The 14557-nt window shown below is 62.8% G+C and carries 17 protein-coding genes; 15 read left to right on the top strand and 2 right to left on the bottom strand.

The genetic code is table 11. The features are described from left to right. Positions 1–8 precede the first annotated feature (8 nt). The gene (gene hpaA / locus LIY45_RS24570; RefSeq protein WP_226477895.1) at positions 9–911 is read right to left on the bottom strand and encodes a 4-hydroxyphenylacetate catabolism regulatory protein HpaA; all 903 of its coding nucleotides are present in this window, start codon (positions 909–911) and stop codon (positions 9–11) included. Positions 912–1054: 143 nt separating this feature from the next. On the opposite strand from hpaA, the gene LIY45_RS24565 reads away from it, so the two are divergent. From LIY45_RS24565 to hpaI, 8 genes are all read left to right on the top strand, one after another. Then, positions 1055–1720 (top strand): fumarylacetoacetate hydrolase family protein, encoded by a 666-nt coding sequence (locus tag LIY45_RS24565; RefSeq protein WP_017478952.1) that lies wholly within the window; start codon positions 1055–1057, stop codon positions 1718–1720. Continuing rightward, positions 1717–2487 (top strand): fumarylacetoacetate hydrolase family protein, encoded by a 771-nt coding sequence (locus LIY45_RS24560; protein ID WP_226477894.1) that lies wholly within the window; start codon positions 1717–1719, stop codon positions 2485–2487. The genes LIY45_RS24565 and LIY45_RS24560 overlap by 4 nt, the downstream gene beginning before the upstream one ends. A gap of 5 nt (positions 2488–2492) precedes the next feature. Then, positions 2493–3953 carry a 5-carboxymethyl-2-hydroxymuconate semialdehyde dehydrogenase gene (gene hpaE / locus LIY45_RS24555; RefSeq protein WP_177051961.1) on the top strand — a complete coding sequence of 487 codons (1461 nt, stop codon included), beginning with the start codon at positions 2493–2495 and terminating at the stop codon, positions 3951–3953. 170 nt (positions 3954–4123) lie between these two features. Beyond that, complete coding sequence (gene hpaD / locus LIY45_RS24550; protein WP_226477893.1) at positions 4124–4981, top strand: 3,4-dihydroxyphenylacetate 2,3-dioxygenase; 858 nt, start codon at positions 4124–4126, stop codon at positions 4979–4981. Positions 4982–5125: 144 nt separating this feature from the next. Next, complete coding sequence (locus tag LIY45_RS24545; protein WP_226477892.1) at positions 5126–5518, top strand: 5-carboxymethyl-2-hydroxymuconate Delta-isomerase; 393 nt, start codon at positions 5126–5128, stop codon at positions 5516–5518. 51 nt (positions 5519–5569) lie between these two features. Further along, on the top strand, positions 5570–6874 hold the full coding sequence (locus LIY45_RS24540; RefSeq protein ID WP_226477891.1) for an MFS transporter: 1305 nt from the start codon (positions 5570–5572) through the stop codon (positions 6872–6874). Positions 6875–6884: 10 nt separating this feature from the next. Continuing rightward, the gene (gene hpaH, locus LIY45_RS24535) at positions 6885–7688 is read left to right on the top strand and encodes a 2-oxo-hept-4-ene-1,7-dioate hydratase (protein ID WP_226477890.1); all 804 of its coding nucleotides are present in this window, start codon (positions 6885–6887) and stop codon (positions 7686–7688) included. 17 nt (positions 7689–7705) lie between these two features. Beyond that, complete coding sequence (gene hpaI, locus LIY45_RS24530) at positions 7706–8506, top strand: 4-hydroxy-2-oxoheptanedioate aldolase (protein ID WP_226477889.1); 801 nt, start codon at positions 7706–7708, stop codon at positions 8504–8506. A 142-nt stretch (positions 8507–8648) separates the two neighbouring features. On the opposite strand, the gene hpaR is transcribed toward hpaI, so the two are convergent. Further along, complete coding sequence (gene hpaR, locus LIY45_RS24525) at positions 8649–9071, bottom strand: homoprotocatechuate degradation operon regulator HpaR (protein ID WP_017478944.1); 423 nt, start codon at positions 9069–9071, stop codon at positions 8649–8651. Between the two features lie 195 nt (positions 9072–9266). Here hpaR and LIY45_RS24520 point away from each other — a divergent pair, with 195 nt between their 5' ends. From LIY45_RS24520 to LIY45_RS24490, 7 genes are all read left to right on the top strand, one after another. Beyond that, on the top strand, positions 9267–10565 hold the full coding sequence (locus tag LIY45_RS24520) for an FAD-binding oxidoreductase (RefSeq protein ID WP_226477888.1): 1299 nt from the start codon (positions 9267–9269) through the stop codon (positions 10563–10565). Positions 10566–10590: 25 nt separating this feature from the next. Then, a complete protein-coding gene (locus LIY45_RS24515) occupies positions 10591–10956 on the top strand; it encodes a cupin domain-containing protein (protein WP_076016036.1) in 366 nt (121 codons plus the stop codon). 51 nt (positions 10957–11007) lie between these two features. Then, positions 11008–11667: a helix-turn-helix transcriptional regulator gene (locus tag LIY45_RS24510; RefSeq protein WP_226477887.1), complete on the top strand. Its 660-nt coding sequence runs from the start codon at positions 11008–11010 to the stop codon at positions 11665–11667. A gap of 86 nt (positions 11668–11753) precedes the next feature. After that, a complete protein-coding gene (locus LIY45_RS24505) occupies positions 11754–12575 on the top strand; it encodes a molybdenum cofactor biosynthesis F family protein (RefSeq protein ID WP_017478940.1) in 822 nt (273 codons plus the stop codon). Continuing rightward, complete coding sequence (locus tag LIY45_RS24500; RefSeq protein WP_226477886.1) at positions 12568–13368, top strand: SDR family oxidoreductase; 801 nt, start codon at positions 12568–12570, stop codon at positions 13366–13368. The genes LIY45_RS24505 and LIY45_RS24500 overlap by 8 nt, the downstream gene beginning before the upstream one ends. Then, positions 13361–14122, top strand: a complete 762-nt coding sequence (locus LIY45_RS24495; protein WP_226477885.1) for an SDR family oxidoreductase — start codon at positions 13361–13363, stop codon at positions 14120–14122. The genes LIY45_RS24500 and LIY45_RS24495 overlap by 8 nt, the downstream gene beginning before the upstream one ends. Positions 14123–14296: 174 nt before the next feature. Beyond that, positions 14297–14557: hypothetical protein (locus LIY45_RS24490; RefSeq protein ID WP_226477932.1), on the top strand; the 261-nt coding region annotated here is incomplete at its 3' end.

The following is a 14557-nucleotide window of genomic DNA, read 5'->3' as shown; positions in this document are numbered from 1 at the left end:
CGGGCCCCTTAACGCAACCCCGATTGACGCTGGCGGTATTCCCCCGGCGTCATTTGCGCGTAGCGCTGGAAAAACCGGCTGAAATACGCCGGGTCCTTGAACCCCAGCTGGTAGCAGATTTCATTCGCCGAGTTGCCGGTGAACAGTAACAGGCGCCGGGCTTCCTGCATCAGCCGTTCGAGGATCAAGCGTTTCGAGGGCAGGTCGGCGATCCGCCGACACACCTCGTTGAGCCGCGCTTCAGTGACGCCGATACCGTCGGCATAACGCGACAGCGGCCAGTGTTGCAGGTAATGGTCTTCGATCAGTTCGTTGAAGCGGTGGAAGATCCGCAGGTCTTCGTGGCGTGCCGGGCGGGCTTCCAGGGAATTGGCGCAGAGCCGCAGCAGGCTGATCATGATCAGGCGCGTCAGGCTGTCCAGGGCCGAACTGCGCCCGCTGGCCTGGGCGTTGATCTCGCTGCACAGTTCATCAAACAGGAGTTCCAGGCGGCGTACCTCGGGCTGAAACTCCGGTGCCAGCCGCGCCAACGCCACACAGGCCGCCGGCAATTGCGCGCCGGGGGCCAGGCTTGGGTCGGCGTCGATCAAGGCCCACACCAGTTGCTGGCGCACGGTCAGCACATGGCCGTCGGCGTCGGCTTCGGTGACGAAGGAATGCGCCACCGTCGGCGGCGTGAGGAAAAACATCGGCCCGGATTCGAGGTACTGCTGGTCGTCCAGGTAGACCCGCACCGCGCCGGTCTTGACGTAATGCACCTGGAAAAACCGGTCATGGCGATGCACCGGCATGTTCCGCCCAAAAAATCCCGCCAGGTTGCCGAGCCGGTCGTAGTGCACCTCGGCATCGCTGTAACGCTGGTCGTAGACCTGCCCGATGTTGATGTTGGGGATCGGCTGACGATCGCTCATCACTGCATTCTCTTTGTTGTTTTGAGTGCCCTGAAATATTGCCACGCTTGACGATAGTTAACATCTTAATTATAACGTTAACAGGTTAACGAATATCCCAAGGAGCAGGCCCGAATCTGCCCCGCCACTGCCAGGAGAAAAGCATGAGCCGTGCCCTGCATGATGTTGCGAACGGCACCCTGTTCGGCGTTGCGCTGAACTACCAGGGGTTGCTGAACCAACGTCTCGCCGAATTCGAACAAGCGCCCTACCAGAAACCGCCGGTGAAGCCGGTGCTGTTCATCAAGACGCCCAACACCCGCAACGGCCACGACGGCGTGGTGCTGCACCCTCAGGGTGAACGCCTGCAACCGGGCCCGGCACTCGGTGTGGTGATTGGCAAGACCGCCAGCCGTGTCAGCGTCGAAAACGCCCTGGAGCATGTGGCGGGCTACACCATCATCAATGAGTTCAGCCTGCCGGAAGACAGCTATTACCGCCCGGCGGTGAAAGCCAAGTGCCGGGACGGGTTCTGCGCATTGGGCCCCGAACTGGTGGCCCGCGACCAAGTTGCCAACCCGCACCAACTGAGCGTGAAGCTGTTCGTCAACGGTGAGCTGCGCCAGCAAAACTCCACCGCCAATTTCGTGCGCAGCCTGCCGCAGTTGATCGCCGAGATCAGCGAGTTCATGACCCTGCACGCAGGCGATGTGCTGATCACCGGCACGCCCGAAGGCCGCGTGGATGTGCAACCCGGCGACACGGTTGAAGTCGAGATCAGCGGCCTGGGCCGCCTGGTCAACCACATCAAGGCAGAGGAGCTGTCATGAAACACGCGCGTATTCGCTTTGAAGGTGAAGTTCATTCGGTACAGGTCGACGCTGAGAACGCCGTACGCCTGGCCGACGGTCGCCTGCTGGCCGAAGACCAGGTCGAATGGCTGCCACCGGCCACCGGCAGCATGTTTGCCCTGGGCCTGAACTACGCCGACCACGCCGCCGAACTGGCCTTCAAGCCGCCGACTGAACCGCTGGCGTTCATCAAGTCCCCCGGCACCTACACCGGCCACCACCAGGTGACCTGGCGCCCGGACAACGTCGCCTACATGCACTACGAGTGCGAACTGGTGGCGGTCATCGGCAAACCGGCGCGCAACGTCAAGCGCGAGAATGCCCTGGAGTATCTGGCCGGCTACACCGTGTGCAACGACTACGCGATCCGCGACTACCTGGAAAACTACTACCGCCCCAACCTGCGGGTGAAAAACCGCGACGCCACCACGCCTGTGGGCCCATGGATCGTCGACGTCGCCGACGTGCCAGATCCAAGCAACCTGAAGCTGCGCACCTGGATCAACGGTGAACTGCGCCAGGAAGGCTCAACCTCGGACATGATTTTCGACATCCCGTATTTGATCGAATACCTGTCCAGCTTCATGACCCTGCAACCCGGCGACATGATCGCCACCGGCACCCCGGAAGGCCTGGCGGATGTGGTGCCGGGGGATGAAGTAATCGTGGAAGTGGAAGGCGTCGGCCGCCTGGTGAATCGAATTGTCAGCGAGGCGGACTTTTTCGCCGCCCGTAAAGAGGCTTGAGCAACATGATCAAACACTGGATCAACGGCCGTGAGGTCGAAAGCAAAGACACCTTCATCAACTACAACCCGGCCACCGGCGAAGCCATCGGTGAAGTGGCCAGCGGCGGCGCCGAGGAAGTAGCGCAAGCGGTAGCGGCAGCCAAGGAAGCCTTTCCGAAGTGGGCGGGAACACCCGCCAAGGAACGTGCCCGCTTGATGCGCAAGCTCGGTGAACTGATCGAACAGAACGTGCCGCACCTGGCCGAGCTGGAAACCCTCGACACCGGCCTGCCGATCCACCAGACCAGGAACGTGCTGATTCCACGGGCGTCCCACAACTTCGATTTCTTCGCCGAAGTCTGCACCCGCATGGACGGCCACAGCTACCCGGTGGACGACCAGATGCTCAACTACACCCTGTACCAGCCGGTGGGTGTGTGTGCGTTGGTGTCGCCATGGAACGTGCCGTTCATGACCGCCACCTGGAAGACTGCGCCGTGCCTGGCGCTGGGCAATACCGCGGTGCTGAAGATGTCCGAGTTGTCGCCGCTGACGGCCAATGAACTGGGGCGCCTGGCGGTCGAAGCCGGGATCCCCAAAGGCGTGCTGAACGTGATTCAGGGCTACGGCGCCACCGCCGGTGATGCGCTGGTGCGCCACCCGGACGTGCGAGCGATTTCCTTCACCGGCGGCACCGCCACCGGCAAGAAAATCATGCAGACCGCTGGCCTGAAAAAGTACTCCATGGAACTGGGCGGCAAGTCGCCGGTGCTGATTTTTGAAGATGCCGACCTGGACCGCGCCCTCGACGCGGCACTGTTCACCATTTTCTCGCTCAACGGCGAACGCTGCACCGCCGGCAGCCGGATCTTCATTCAGGAGAGCGTGTACCCGCAGTTCGTCGCCGAGTTTGCCGCCCGCGCCAAGCGCCTGATCGTCGGCGACCCACAGGACCCGAAGACCCAGGTCGGCTCGATGATCACCCAGGCCCACTATGACAAGGTCACCGGCTACATCAGGATTGGCCTCGAGGAAGGCGCCACCCTGCTGGCCGGCGGCCTGGAACGCCCGGCCAACCTGCCGGCGCACTTGAGCCGCGGGCAGTTTATCCAACCGACGGTGTTTGCCGATGTAAACAACCAGATGCGCATCGCCCAGGAAGAGATCTTTGGCCCGGTGGTGTGCCTGATCCCGTTCAAGGACGAAGCCGAAGCGCTGCAACTGGCCAACGATACCGAGTACGGCCTGGCGTCCTATATCTGGACCCAGGACATCGGCAAGGCGCATCGTCTGGCCTACGGCATCGAAGCCGGCATGGTGTTCATCAACAGCCAGAACGTGCGGGACTTGCGCCAGCCGTTTGGTGGGGTAAAAGGTTCCGGCACCGGCCGTGAAGGCGGCCAATACAGCTTCGAAGTGTTCGCCGAGATCAAGAACGTGTGCATTTCCATGGGCAGTCACCACATCCCGCGCTGGGGTGTTTGAGTGATCCCCGTGGAAGCTGTCAGGCTCTGGCGAGGCTGCGATGCAGGCGCTGCGGTCTGCCAGATGCAGCGCGGTGATCCCATCGCAGCCTCGCCGGGGCTCGACAGCTCCCACATTTGAGCTTTGGCAACACGCTTCCCAGACAAAAACAATTATTCAGGAGAATGATCATGGGCGAAGTAGTTCTGGCAGCGAAGATCTGCCACGTTCCCTCGATGTACCTGTCGGAACTGCCCGGCAAGCACCACGGTTGCCGTGAAGCAGCCATCGCCGGGCACAAGGAAATCGGGCGGCGCGCCCGTGAGCTGGGGGCCGACACCGCCGTGGTGTTCGACGTGCACTGGCTGGTCAACAGCGGCTATCACGTCAACTGTGGCGAGCATTTCAAGGGCACCTACACCAGCAACGAGCTGCCGCACTTCATCAAGAACATGGAGTACGAGTACCCGGGCTGCCCGGAGCTGGGCGAGTTGATCGCCGCCGAGGCCAACCTGGCCGGCGTGCGCACCATGGCCCACAACATCCCGAGCCTGGAGCTGGAATACGGCACCCTGGTGCCGATGCGCTACATGCACATGGGCGTGCCGGACGAGCACAAGTTCGACGTGATCTCCATCGCCGCGTGGTGCGCCTGGCACCGCCTGGAAGACAGCTTCGCGTTTGGCGCCGCCGTGCGCCGGGCCATCGAGAAGAGCGATCGCAAGGTGCTGGTGCTGGCCTCGGGTTCCCTCTCCCACCGTTTCTCCGACGACCGCGAAGCCGAAGCCAATATCCACAACTGGACCCGTGAATTCGACAAACAGATGGACCTGCACGTGGTGGAAATGTGGAAGCAGGGCCGCTTCAAGGAGTTCTGCGCAATGCTGCCGGACTACGCCGAGCACTGCTTCGGCGAAGGCAAGATGCACGACACCGCGATGCTCCTGGGACTGCTGGGCGGGCCGGACTACAACCAGCCGGCCGAGATCATCACCCAGCCGTTCGGCAGCTCGGGCACCGGCCAGATCAATGCCATTTTCCCTTTATGAGCCTTGGTGAGGATCAAATGTGGGAGCTGGCTTGCCTGCGATGCAGGCACCTCGGTGTATCTGTCTCACCAAGTTGATGCCATCGCAGGCAAGCCAGCTCCCACAAGGAATTCGCTGCACCTCACCCTAAGAGGAGATACACACATGCCGCACTTCATCGCCGAATACACCGACAACCTCGAGCAGCAAGCCAACCTGCCGGCCCTGTTCGAGCGAGTTCACGCCGTGCTGGGGGACAGCGGCGTGTTCCCCCTGGGGGGCATCCGCAGTCGCGGCGTGCGCCTGGACACCTGGCGCATGGCCGACGGCAAGCATGACTACGCCTTCGTCCACATGACCCTCAAGGTTGGCCACGGGCGCGACCTGGAAACCCGAAAAACGGTGGCCGAAGCCCTGTTCAAGGTCATCACCGAACACTTCGCCGAGCTGCAATCCCAACGGCTGCTGGCGTTGTCGTTCGAGATGATCGAGTTGCACCCCGAACTGAACTTCAAGCAGAACAACGTGCACGCATTCCTGAAGAACCAGGCGGGCTGACCACAGCCCACCTTTCCGCCCATGGCCACTCAAACCAAAAAGAACAACATCATGAGCACAGCCACTACCGCCGACAGCACCACCCTGATCGAACATCAGCGCACCCACCGCATCGTCACCTGGCGACTGATGCCGTTGCTGCTGATCTGCTACCTGTTTGCCCACCTGGACCGCATCAATATCGGCTTCGCCAAGATGCAGATGAGCACCGACCTGCACTTCAGCGACACGGTGTACGGCCTCGGTGCCGGGCTATTTTTCATCGCCTACGCGCTGTTCGGGGTGCCGAGCAACATGGCCCTGGACCGGGTCGGGCCACGGCGCTGGATCGCCTGCCTGATGGTGGTGTGGGGCGTGCTCTCCACCAGCATGCTGTGGATCGAAAGCTCCACGGGCTTCTACGTGCTGCGCTTTCTGCTGGGGGTGGCCGAAGCCGGCTTCTTCCCGGGGATCCTGGTGTTTCTCAACCGCTGGTACCCGGCCCGGCGCCGGGCGCAAGTCACCGCGCTGTTTGCGATTGCGGTACCCATGGCCGGTGTGGTCGGCGGGCCGTTGTCCGGTGCGATCCTGGAGCATTTTCATGATTTCGGCGGGCTGCGCGGCTGGCAGTGGATGTTCCTGATCGAAGGCGCCCCAGTGGTGCTGCTCGGTCTGGTGGTTCTCAAATACCTGCCGGACAGCTTCGAAACCGTGAAGTGGCTGGAACCGGCACAGAAGCAACAGCTGCGCGAGCAACTGAGCAATGAAGAACAGCGCAAATCCATCACCTCCTTTGGCGGCATCCTGCGTGACCCGCAAGTGTGGCTGCTGGTGGCGGTGTACTTCGCGGTGATGCTGGCGGTGAATACTCTGGCGTTCTGGATGCCCACCCTGATCCACGGCGCCGGCATCGGCCGCGACAGCCAGGTGGGCCTGCTGAGTGCCGTGCCGTATCTCGCCGGGTGCTTCTTCATGATCGGCTGCGGACGCTCATCCGACCGCAACCGCGAGCGCCGCTGGCACCTGTGCGTGCCGTTGTTGATGTCGGCCATCGGCATCGCCGTGGCCGGGCTCTCCCCCACCAACCCGACCCTGGTGCTGGGCGGCCTGATCCTGGCCGGCATGGGCGCCAGCGCCGCGTTGCCGATGTTCTGGCAACTGCCGCCGGCGTTCCTGTCCAACAGCACCCAGGCGGCCGGCATCGCGCTGATCAGCTCGTTCGGCAGCATCGCTTCGTTCCTCGCGCCGTACCTGATCGGCTGGATGCGCGACACCACCCAAAGCGCGAGCCTGGCCTTGTATGTGCTGGCGCTGCTTATCGCCCTCGGCGGCCTGCTGGTGCTGCGCACCCACGCTGCCATCGTCAATCCCCAGTAGAGAGTTCGTCATGCTTGATCAAGCCCACATCCAGCAAGCCGCCGCCCGCCTCGACCAGGCTGAGCGTTCCCGTGAACAGGTGCGCCAGTTTTCCCTGGAACACCCGAGCATCACGATTGAAGACGCCTACGCGATCCAGCGCGCCTGGGTGGCACAGAAAATCAAGGACGGGCGCAAGCTGGTGGGGCACAAGATCGGCCTCACGTCCCGGGCGATGCAGGTGTCGTCGAACATCACCGAACCGGATTACGGCGCCCTGCTCGATGACATGTTCTTCGACGAAGGCACCGACATTCCGTTCGAGCGTTTCATCGTGCCAAGGGTGGAAGTGGAGCTGGCGTTCATCCTCGGCAAGCCACTCAAGGGCCCGAACTGCTCGATCTTCGATGTGCTGGACGCCACCGAATGGGTGATCCCGGCCCTGGAAATCATCGACGCCCGTATCCAGCAGATTGACCCGCACACCAACGCCACACGCAAGGTGTTCGACACCATCTCCGACAACGCCGCCAACGCCGGTGTGGTGATGGGCGGCCGCGCCGTACGCCCCACCGAGATCGACCTGCGCAAGGTGCCTGCCGTGCTGTACCGCAACGGGGTGATCGAGGAGTCCGGGGTGTCGGCTGCCGTGCTCAACCACCCGGCCAAGGGCGTGGCGTGGCTGGCGAACAAACTGGCGCCGTACGACGTCACCCTGCAACCCGGCCAGATCATCCTCGGCGGCTCCTTTACCCGCCCGGTGGCGGCGAATCCGGGCGACACCTTCCATGTCGACTACGACATGCTGGGGTCCATCTCCTGCCGCTTTGTCTGAATACTGAGGACCGTTTCATGGACATGCCCATCAACCGCTTCAAGCAGCGCCTGCAACGTGGCGAGACCCAGATCGGCCTGTGGCTCGGCCTGGCCGACGCTTATTGTGCCGAACTGGCGGCGAATGCCGGGTTCGACTGGCTGCTGATCGACGGCGAGCACGCGCCCAACGACCTGCGCGGCATGCTCGGCCAGATGCAGGCTGTCGCAGCCTACGACAGCCAGCCGGTGATTCGCCCGGTGATCGGTGATACGGCGCTGATCAAGCAGGTGCTGGATATTGGCGTGCAGACGCTGTTGGTGCCGATGGTGGAGACGGCTGAACAGGCCCGGCAGTTAATACGGGCCGTACGCTATCCGCCCTTTGGCGTGCGGGGCGTTGGCAGTGCGCTGGCGCGGGCGTCGCGCTGGAACAGCATTCCGGGTTATCTGGATGAAGCGGATGCGCAGATGTGCCTGCTGGTGCAGATCGAGAACCGTGAAGGCCTGGAGAACCTGGACGCGATTGCGGCGGTTGAAGGGGTGGACGGGGTGTTTATCGGGCCGGCGGACCTGAGCGCGGCCATGGGGCATCGGGGCAATCCCGGGCATCCCGAGGTGCAGGCGGCGATTGAGGACGCCATCGTCAGGATTCAACAGGCTGGCAAGGCGGCGGGGATCTTGAGTGCGGATGAGAAACTGGCGCGGCGGTATATCGAACTGGGGGCGGCGTTTGTGGCGGTGGGTGTGGATACAACGGTGTTGATGCGCGGGTTGCAGGGGTTGGCGGCCAAGTTCAAAGACACCGCAGCACCTGCCACAACCGGCGGCGTGTACTAACCCCGTCAAACAACAGAGATCAACTGTGGGAGCTGGCTTGCCTGCGATAGCATCACCTCGGTGTACTTGAAGGATCGAGGCGCCTGCATCGCAGGCAAGCCAGCTCCCACATTTTGATCACCTGTTACTCATCTACCGTGATTCAGCGTTTGATGGTTTTCAACTCATCCAGCAACCCCAGCAACACCTGCAACTTCTCCTCCCCAAACTGCTCTTGCAAGCGCCGGTAGTTCTCTTCCATACACTGGCTCATCGACTCGAAACTGGCCTTGCCCTTCTCCGCCAGCGTCACCAGCACCCGCCGCTGATCCTGCTCGGCCTTGCGCCGGTGCACCATCCCCGCCGTCTCCATGCGCACCAGCACGCCGGTCATGCTCGGTTTGAGAATGCACGCCAGTTCGGCCAACTGGTAAATCTCCAGCTCGTCATGCTGGCTGAGAATTCGGATAACCCGCCATTGCTGCTCGGTCAGCCCATGTTCATTCAGCGAGGGCCGGAAAAAACTCATGGCCGCTTCTCGGGCCTGCAACAGGGTCAGGGTCAGGGATTGTCTGGGTTTCAACATAGGCTCAGGGTCACGATAGATTTAGTTAATGTTTTAACGAAACTCTAACACTCTCCTCCCCACCTCACGCTATAACTTGTGAAGCCGGCGAAGGCTCTGGCGCGCAGGATCAAAAAGCGCGGCACACAGGATCAAGACATCCAGCGTGCCAACGGCCTTAATACACTCATTAGCTCTTCACTGTCAGGCAGCGCAATGATCAATATCGAAACGCCGACCTATTACACGGCGACCAAGAAATACAACCTCAGCTTTCCCACCCTGGAACAGGACGTGGAAGCCGACGTGGTGATCATCGGTGGCGGCTTTTCCGGGATCAACACCGCCCTGGAACTCGCCGAAAAAGGCATCACCAACATCGTCGTGCTGGAAGCGCGTTACCTGGGTTTTGGCGGCACCGGGCGCAACGGTGGGCAGATCATGGCCGGCATCGGCCACGACCTGGAAAAGATCAAGAAGGACGTGGGTGAAGACGGCCTGCGCCAGATCTTCGAGATCAGCGACCTGGGCGCCGACATCATCAAGAACCGCATCGCCAAGTACGACATCGATGCCGACTTCTGCCACGGCTACGGCTACATGGGCTTCAACGCCCGCCAGGAAAAGACCCTGCGCGCCTGGGAAAAAGACTTCAAGTCCATCAACACCCAACACGAGATCCGCTTCCTTGGCGGTTCCGACGTGAAGCAGATCATCGGCTCCGACGCCTACAGCAGCGCCCTGCTGCACATGGGCGGCGGGCATGTGCACTCGTTGAACCTGCTGCTGGGCGAAGCCAAGGCCCTGGCCAGCCACGGCGTGCGGATTTTCGAGAACAGCCCGGCGCTGGAAGTCAGTTATGGCGAGCGCATCACCGTGCGCACCGGCCGCGGTTCGGTCAAGGCCAGCAAGCTGCTGTGGGCCTGTGACAGCTTCCTCAACAAGCTGGAACCGGAACTGCACCGCTCGACCATCAATACCTATGCGTTCCAGATGATGACCGAGCCGTTGTCCGAAGAACTGATCAAGCGTATCAGCCCGATTCGCGGGGCCTACAGCGACATTCGCCCGGTAATCGACTACTACCGCGTCACCCACGAAAACCGCCTGCTGTTCGGCGCCGCCACACCGTTGGTGGAGCACATTCCCGGCGATTTGAAAGCCTGGAACCGCAACCTGATGCTGAAGATCTTCCCGTACCTCAAGGACGTGAAGATCGACCTGGCCTGGGGTGGCCCGATGGCTTGCAGCCCGAACCTGTTCCCGCAGATCGGCACCCTGCCCGGGCGCAGCAACGCGTTCTATGTGCAGGGCTATTCGGGCTTCGGCGTGACGCCGAGCCACATCATCTGCAAGGTGCTGGCCGAAGGCATGAGCGAAGGCTCGGCGCGGTATGACCTGGTCAGCTCGATCCACCGCCCGACCATCATCGGCAAGGACGCGATCCGCCCACTGCTGCTCACCGCCGGCAAGTCCTGGCACCAACTCTCCGGTTACTGGAACGGCCGCCGCTAATTTTTTCTCATCAGGAGCAACTGCCATGACCCTCGTTACCCTCAAGAAAGACATCCAGCTATCCGAACTCGACGCCTGGGGCACCGTCGCCGACCTCGGTTCGACCATCCTCGAAGGTGAAGTCCGGGCCTTCGGCAAAATGACCTTCGGCGCCCCCACCGACCCGGTCAGCAGCGCCTATTTCGGCACCACCCAGGGCAAGTTCCGCATGGTCTATCCCTTCGCCGAACAGGCCACCGTGGTCACCGGCGAAGTGGTACTCACTGACGAATCCACCGGCCAGAGCACCCGCTACCAGGCCGGCGACAGCTGGTTCGTGACCAAGGGCACCCCGGTGCTGTGGGAAGTGGTCAGCGAAAGTTTCGTCAAACACTACTTCGCCGTGGTGTGATGGCCCGGCTGCCGGCCCCCGTCGGCAGCCTTTTGGCGCAGGTGTCCCTCCATGCACGCTCTCCCCGCCCACGAAGTCGCCGGCCAGTGCCTGCAGGCTTTCACCCGATTGATTCCGGTCAGCCAGGCCGCGTTCTATTGCGTCGACCGCCACCTGCAAGCCCGGGATTTCCAGTTGCACGGCATGAGCGGCGAGATGCACCGCGACTACCTGGACAACTACCGCCAGTTCGACCCGTTGCAACCGCGCAACTGCCTGTCCAGTGGCTTGGCGGTGGTGCCGCTGGGCCTTGCCATGGCCCGCCAGCCGGTGCGGGATACCCGGCGCTATGGGGATTTCCTGCGGCGCTATGGCGTGGTGGATGTGGTGGAGATCCTCGCCCAGCGTGACGGACAACCCCAGGCGGCGATTTCGTTGTTGCGCACCGCCGATCAAGGCGCCTTTACCGGCGAGCAACTGGCTCAGTTGAACGCCCTGCAAACCTTGTTGCAGCTGGCCGTGGCCAATATGCAGCCCACTGAAGAGGCGCTGGCCGCGTTGACGCCCAAGGAGCGTCAGATCGCCCTGTTGTTGCGCCAGGGCGCCAGCAACAAGCAGTTGGCCCGAGAGCTGGACATCGGCCTGCCCACCATCAAGACCCACCTGATCAACCTGTTTCGCAAGACCGGCGTCAGCAGCCGCACCGAGCTGGTGGGCAGCCTGTTTCTGTAGCCCGTCTCAACCATCCGGTTGATACCCGGGCTTGCTCCCGGGCGCGATGATTCGAGGTGTTCACCCACTCAACCGGAGCATCGCAAATGACCACCCCTTCTGACTGGATCACCGTGGGCGCCCTGGCCGACGGCTTCGCCCCCGAGGCGTTCATCCTGCCGAACCTGGCGGACCTGAGCGGCAAGACCTTTACGCTGAACTTCGCCAATGGCTGGCAGATCGAGCATCGCTTCGAACGCGATAGCCTGTCCTGGGTCGCAGCCGACGGTCACTCCAGCGGCAGCGCAACCTACCGCGCGACCTCGGTGCGCCCCGGCTTGTACCTGGTGGATTTCATCAAGCGCGAAGGTGCCCAAGCCTGGTCGGTCAGCCTGGTGCTCGACACCGCCAGCGCCTCGTTCACCGCCGTACTCGGGCGCCTGCCCACCCAGGAACAAACCCGCGAAGGCCTCTACAGCCGCGCCCTGGCCGGCAAGCCGCTGACCTCGGTGGAAGTGGAATTCCTCCACGGCAGCCTCGACCGCCCCTGGCAAGCCGGCCAGTGCCCCCACGCGCCCACCACCGAACTGACCGGCCTGCGCAACCAGTACCGCTACAGCCCGAGCGAGGTCTACGAGCACATCTACCTCAACCACCAGTTCTACGCCTGGCAATGCCTCAAGGGCGTCGAGCAAGGCCTGTGCGACACCGACCGCTGCCATTACTACAAGATCGCCGACCAGTTGTACCTGTTCGTCTGGCGCGAAAAAATCATCCCCACCCTCGGCCTGGTGCTGATCGACCTGCAACAGCATCGCAGCGACGGCAAGATCTTCGGCTATGCCGGGGCGGCTTTCGATGAGCTGTCGAACTTCCCCATCAGCTCCTACTGCCAGGTGCTCAACCGCACGGAGCATCCCGATGACTGAGCCGCGCACGATTGTGATCACCGGGGCCGGCACGGGCATCGGTGCCGCGTGCGCCCGGCTGTACGCCGCCGAGGGTGCGCGCGTGGTGCTGATCGGCCGTCGTCGCGAGCCGCTGGAGCAGGTCGCGGGGGAAACCGGGGGGTTGGTGTTGGTGGGTGATGCCGCCTGCCCGCAGACCTGGGACGGTTTTATCGCGCAGATACGCCAGCGCTATGGGCGTCTGGATGTGCTGCTGGCCTGTGCGGGCGGCCATGGCCTGGGCAGCGCCACCGACACCAGCCCGCAGACCTGGGAAGCAGCGCTGCGCAGCAACCTCGACAGCGCGTTCTACAGCGCGCGGGCGTGTTTGCCGATGCTGATGGAAAGCGCCGGCAACATCGTGTTGATGGGTTCGATTGCCTCACTGGCTGCCGGGCCCGAGGTGTGCGGCTACACCACGGCCAAACATGCATTGCTTGGACTCAACCGTTCGCTGGCCCGGGATTACGGCCCGCGCGGGGTGCGGGTGAACGCAGTGTGCCCGGGCTGGGTGCGCACGCCGATGGCGGATGAGGAGATGCAGCCGTTGATGGACTTTTATGGCGAAACACTGCAACACGCCTATGACCGTGTGTGCGCCGACGTGCCGTTGCGCCGGCCCGCCAGTGCTGACGAAATCGCCAGGGTGTGCCGCTTCCTGGCCTCCAGTGAAGCGTCGATCATTACCGGGGCCACGCTGGTGGCGGACGGCGGGTCGAGCATCGTCGATGTGCCGACGTTGGCCTATGCGCATCTGGAGCAGCGTCATGAATGAAGACCTGGACTTCACTGGCCGCAACGTATTGGTCACGGGCGGCGCCCAGGGCATTGGCCGGGCCATCGTCGAAGCCTTTGCCCTGCGGGGTGCGCGGGTGATGATCGCTGACCTGCAACTGGCAGAGGCGCTCGCGCTGGAGCTGTGCGGGCGCGGCTGCCAGGTGGAAGCGGTGACGGTGGATCTGGCGGATGCGGCTGCGGTTTTCGCGCTGATTGCAGGGGTGGAACAACGTTGGGGACGGCTGGATGTTGTGGTGCATAACGCCGGGTATTTTCCGCTGACGCCCTTTGCCGAAATCACTCCGGCGATGCTCGACCGCACCTTGGCGGTCAATCTCTCTGCGTTGTTCTGGCTGACCCAGGCGGCGTTGCCGATGTTCCGCCGTCAGGGTCGGGGCTGCGTGCTGGTCACGTCGTCGGTCACCGGGCCGAGGGTGGCATTTCCGGGCCTGAGTCACTATGCGGCGTCGAAGGCCGGGGTCAACGGTTTCATTCGCAATGCCGCGCTGGAGCTGGCCGGCTTGAATGTGCGAGTCAACGGTGTGGAGCCCGGCATGATCGCCACGCCGGCCATGGGCAACCTGGGGGATGACCAGGTGAACGCACAGATCGCCAGCCGGGTGCCGCTGGGACGCCTGGGTGCGCCGTCGGATATTGCCGGGGCGATGCTGTTTCTGGCATCGGACCTGGCAGGCTACATCACCGGGCAGACGCTGGTGGTGGATGGCGGCTCGACCTTGCCGGAGGTTTAACGAAACGTCCTACCGAACCGCCGGATAACCTCTACTCCCCCGCCTCGAGAACCGCTGCAAAGTCCCTCGCCTGATCACACAGTGCGAGGGAACGCCGATGTCATTTTCGATTAACACCCAGCCCGAAGGGGCTGCCTCTTGATTCCCGCCATAGGCTTTCTGGTCGTGGCGGCGATGGACCCGAAGACACGCGACGTCGACGGGGTTCTCAACGACTTCACACACTGCCTGAACACCTACGACGCCTGGGCCGAGCACTTCTGGAGCTTCTCGGCACTGGACGTCGAGCAGGTGTTCAAGGTGGGGGATGAGGTTTCGCTGGTCGCACCCATCACCCGTTCCCTGTATCCCGCCAGCACCGTCGCGACCTGCAAGGCCAACGCGCCATTGACCCTGGTGCATATGTTCCAGAGCACGCGGTTCGTGCCCATCGGC

This window comes from Pseudomonas sp. MWU16-30323 (assembly GCF_020515595.1).
GTDB lineage: Bacteria > Pseudomonadota > Gammaproteobacteria > Pseudomonadales > Pseudomonadaceae > Aquipseudomonas > Aquipseudomonas yamanorum.
This window is presented reverse-complemented; position numbering and strand designations above follow the sequence as displayed.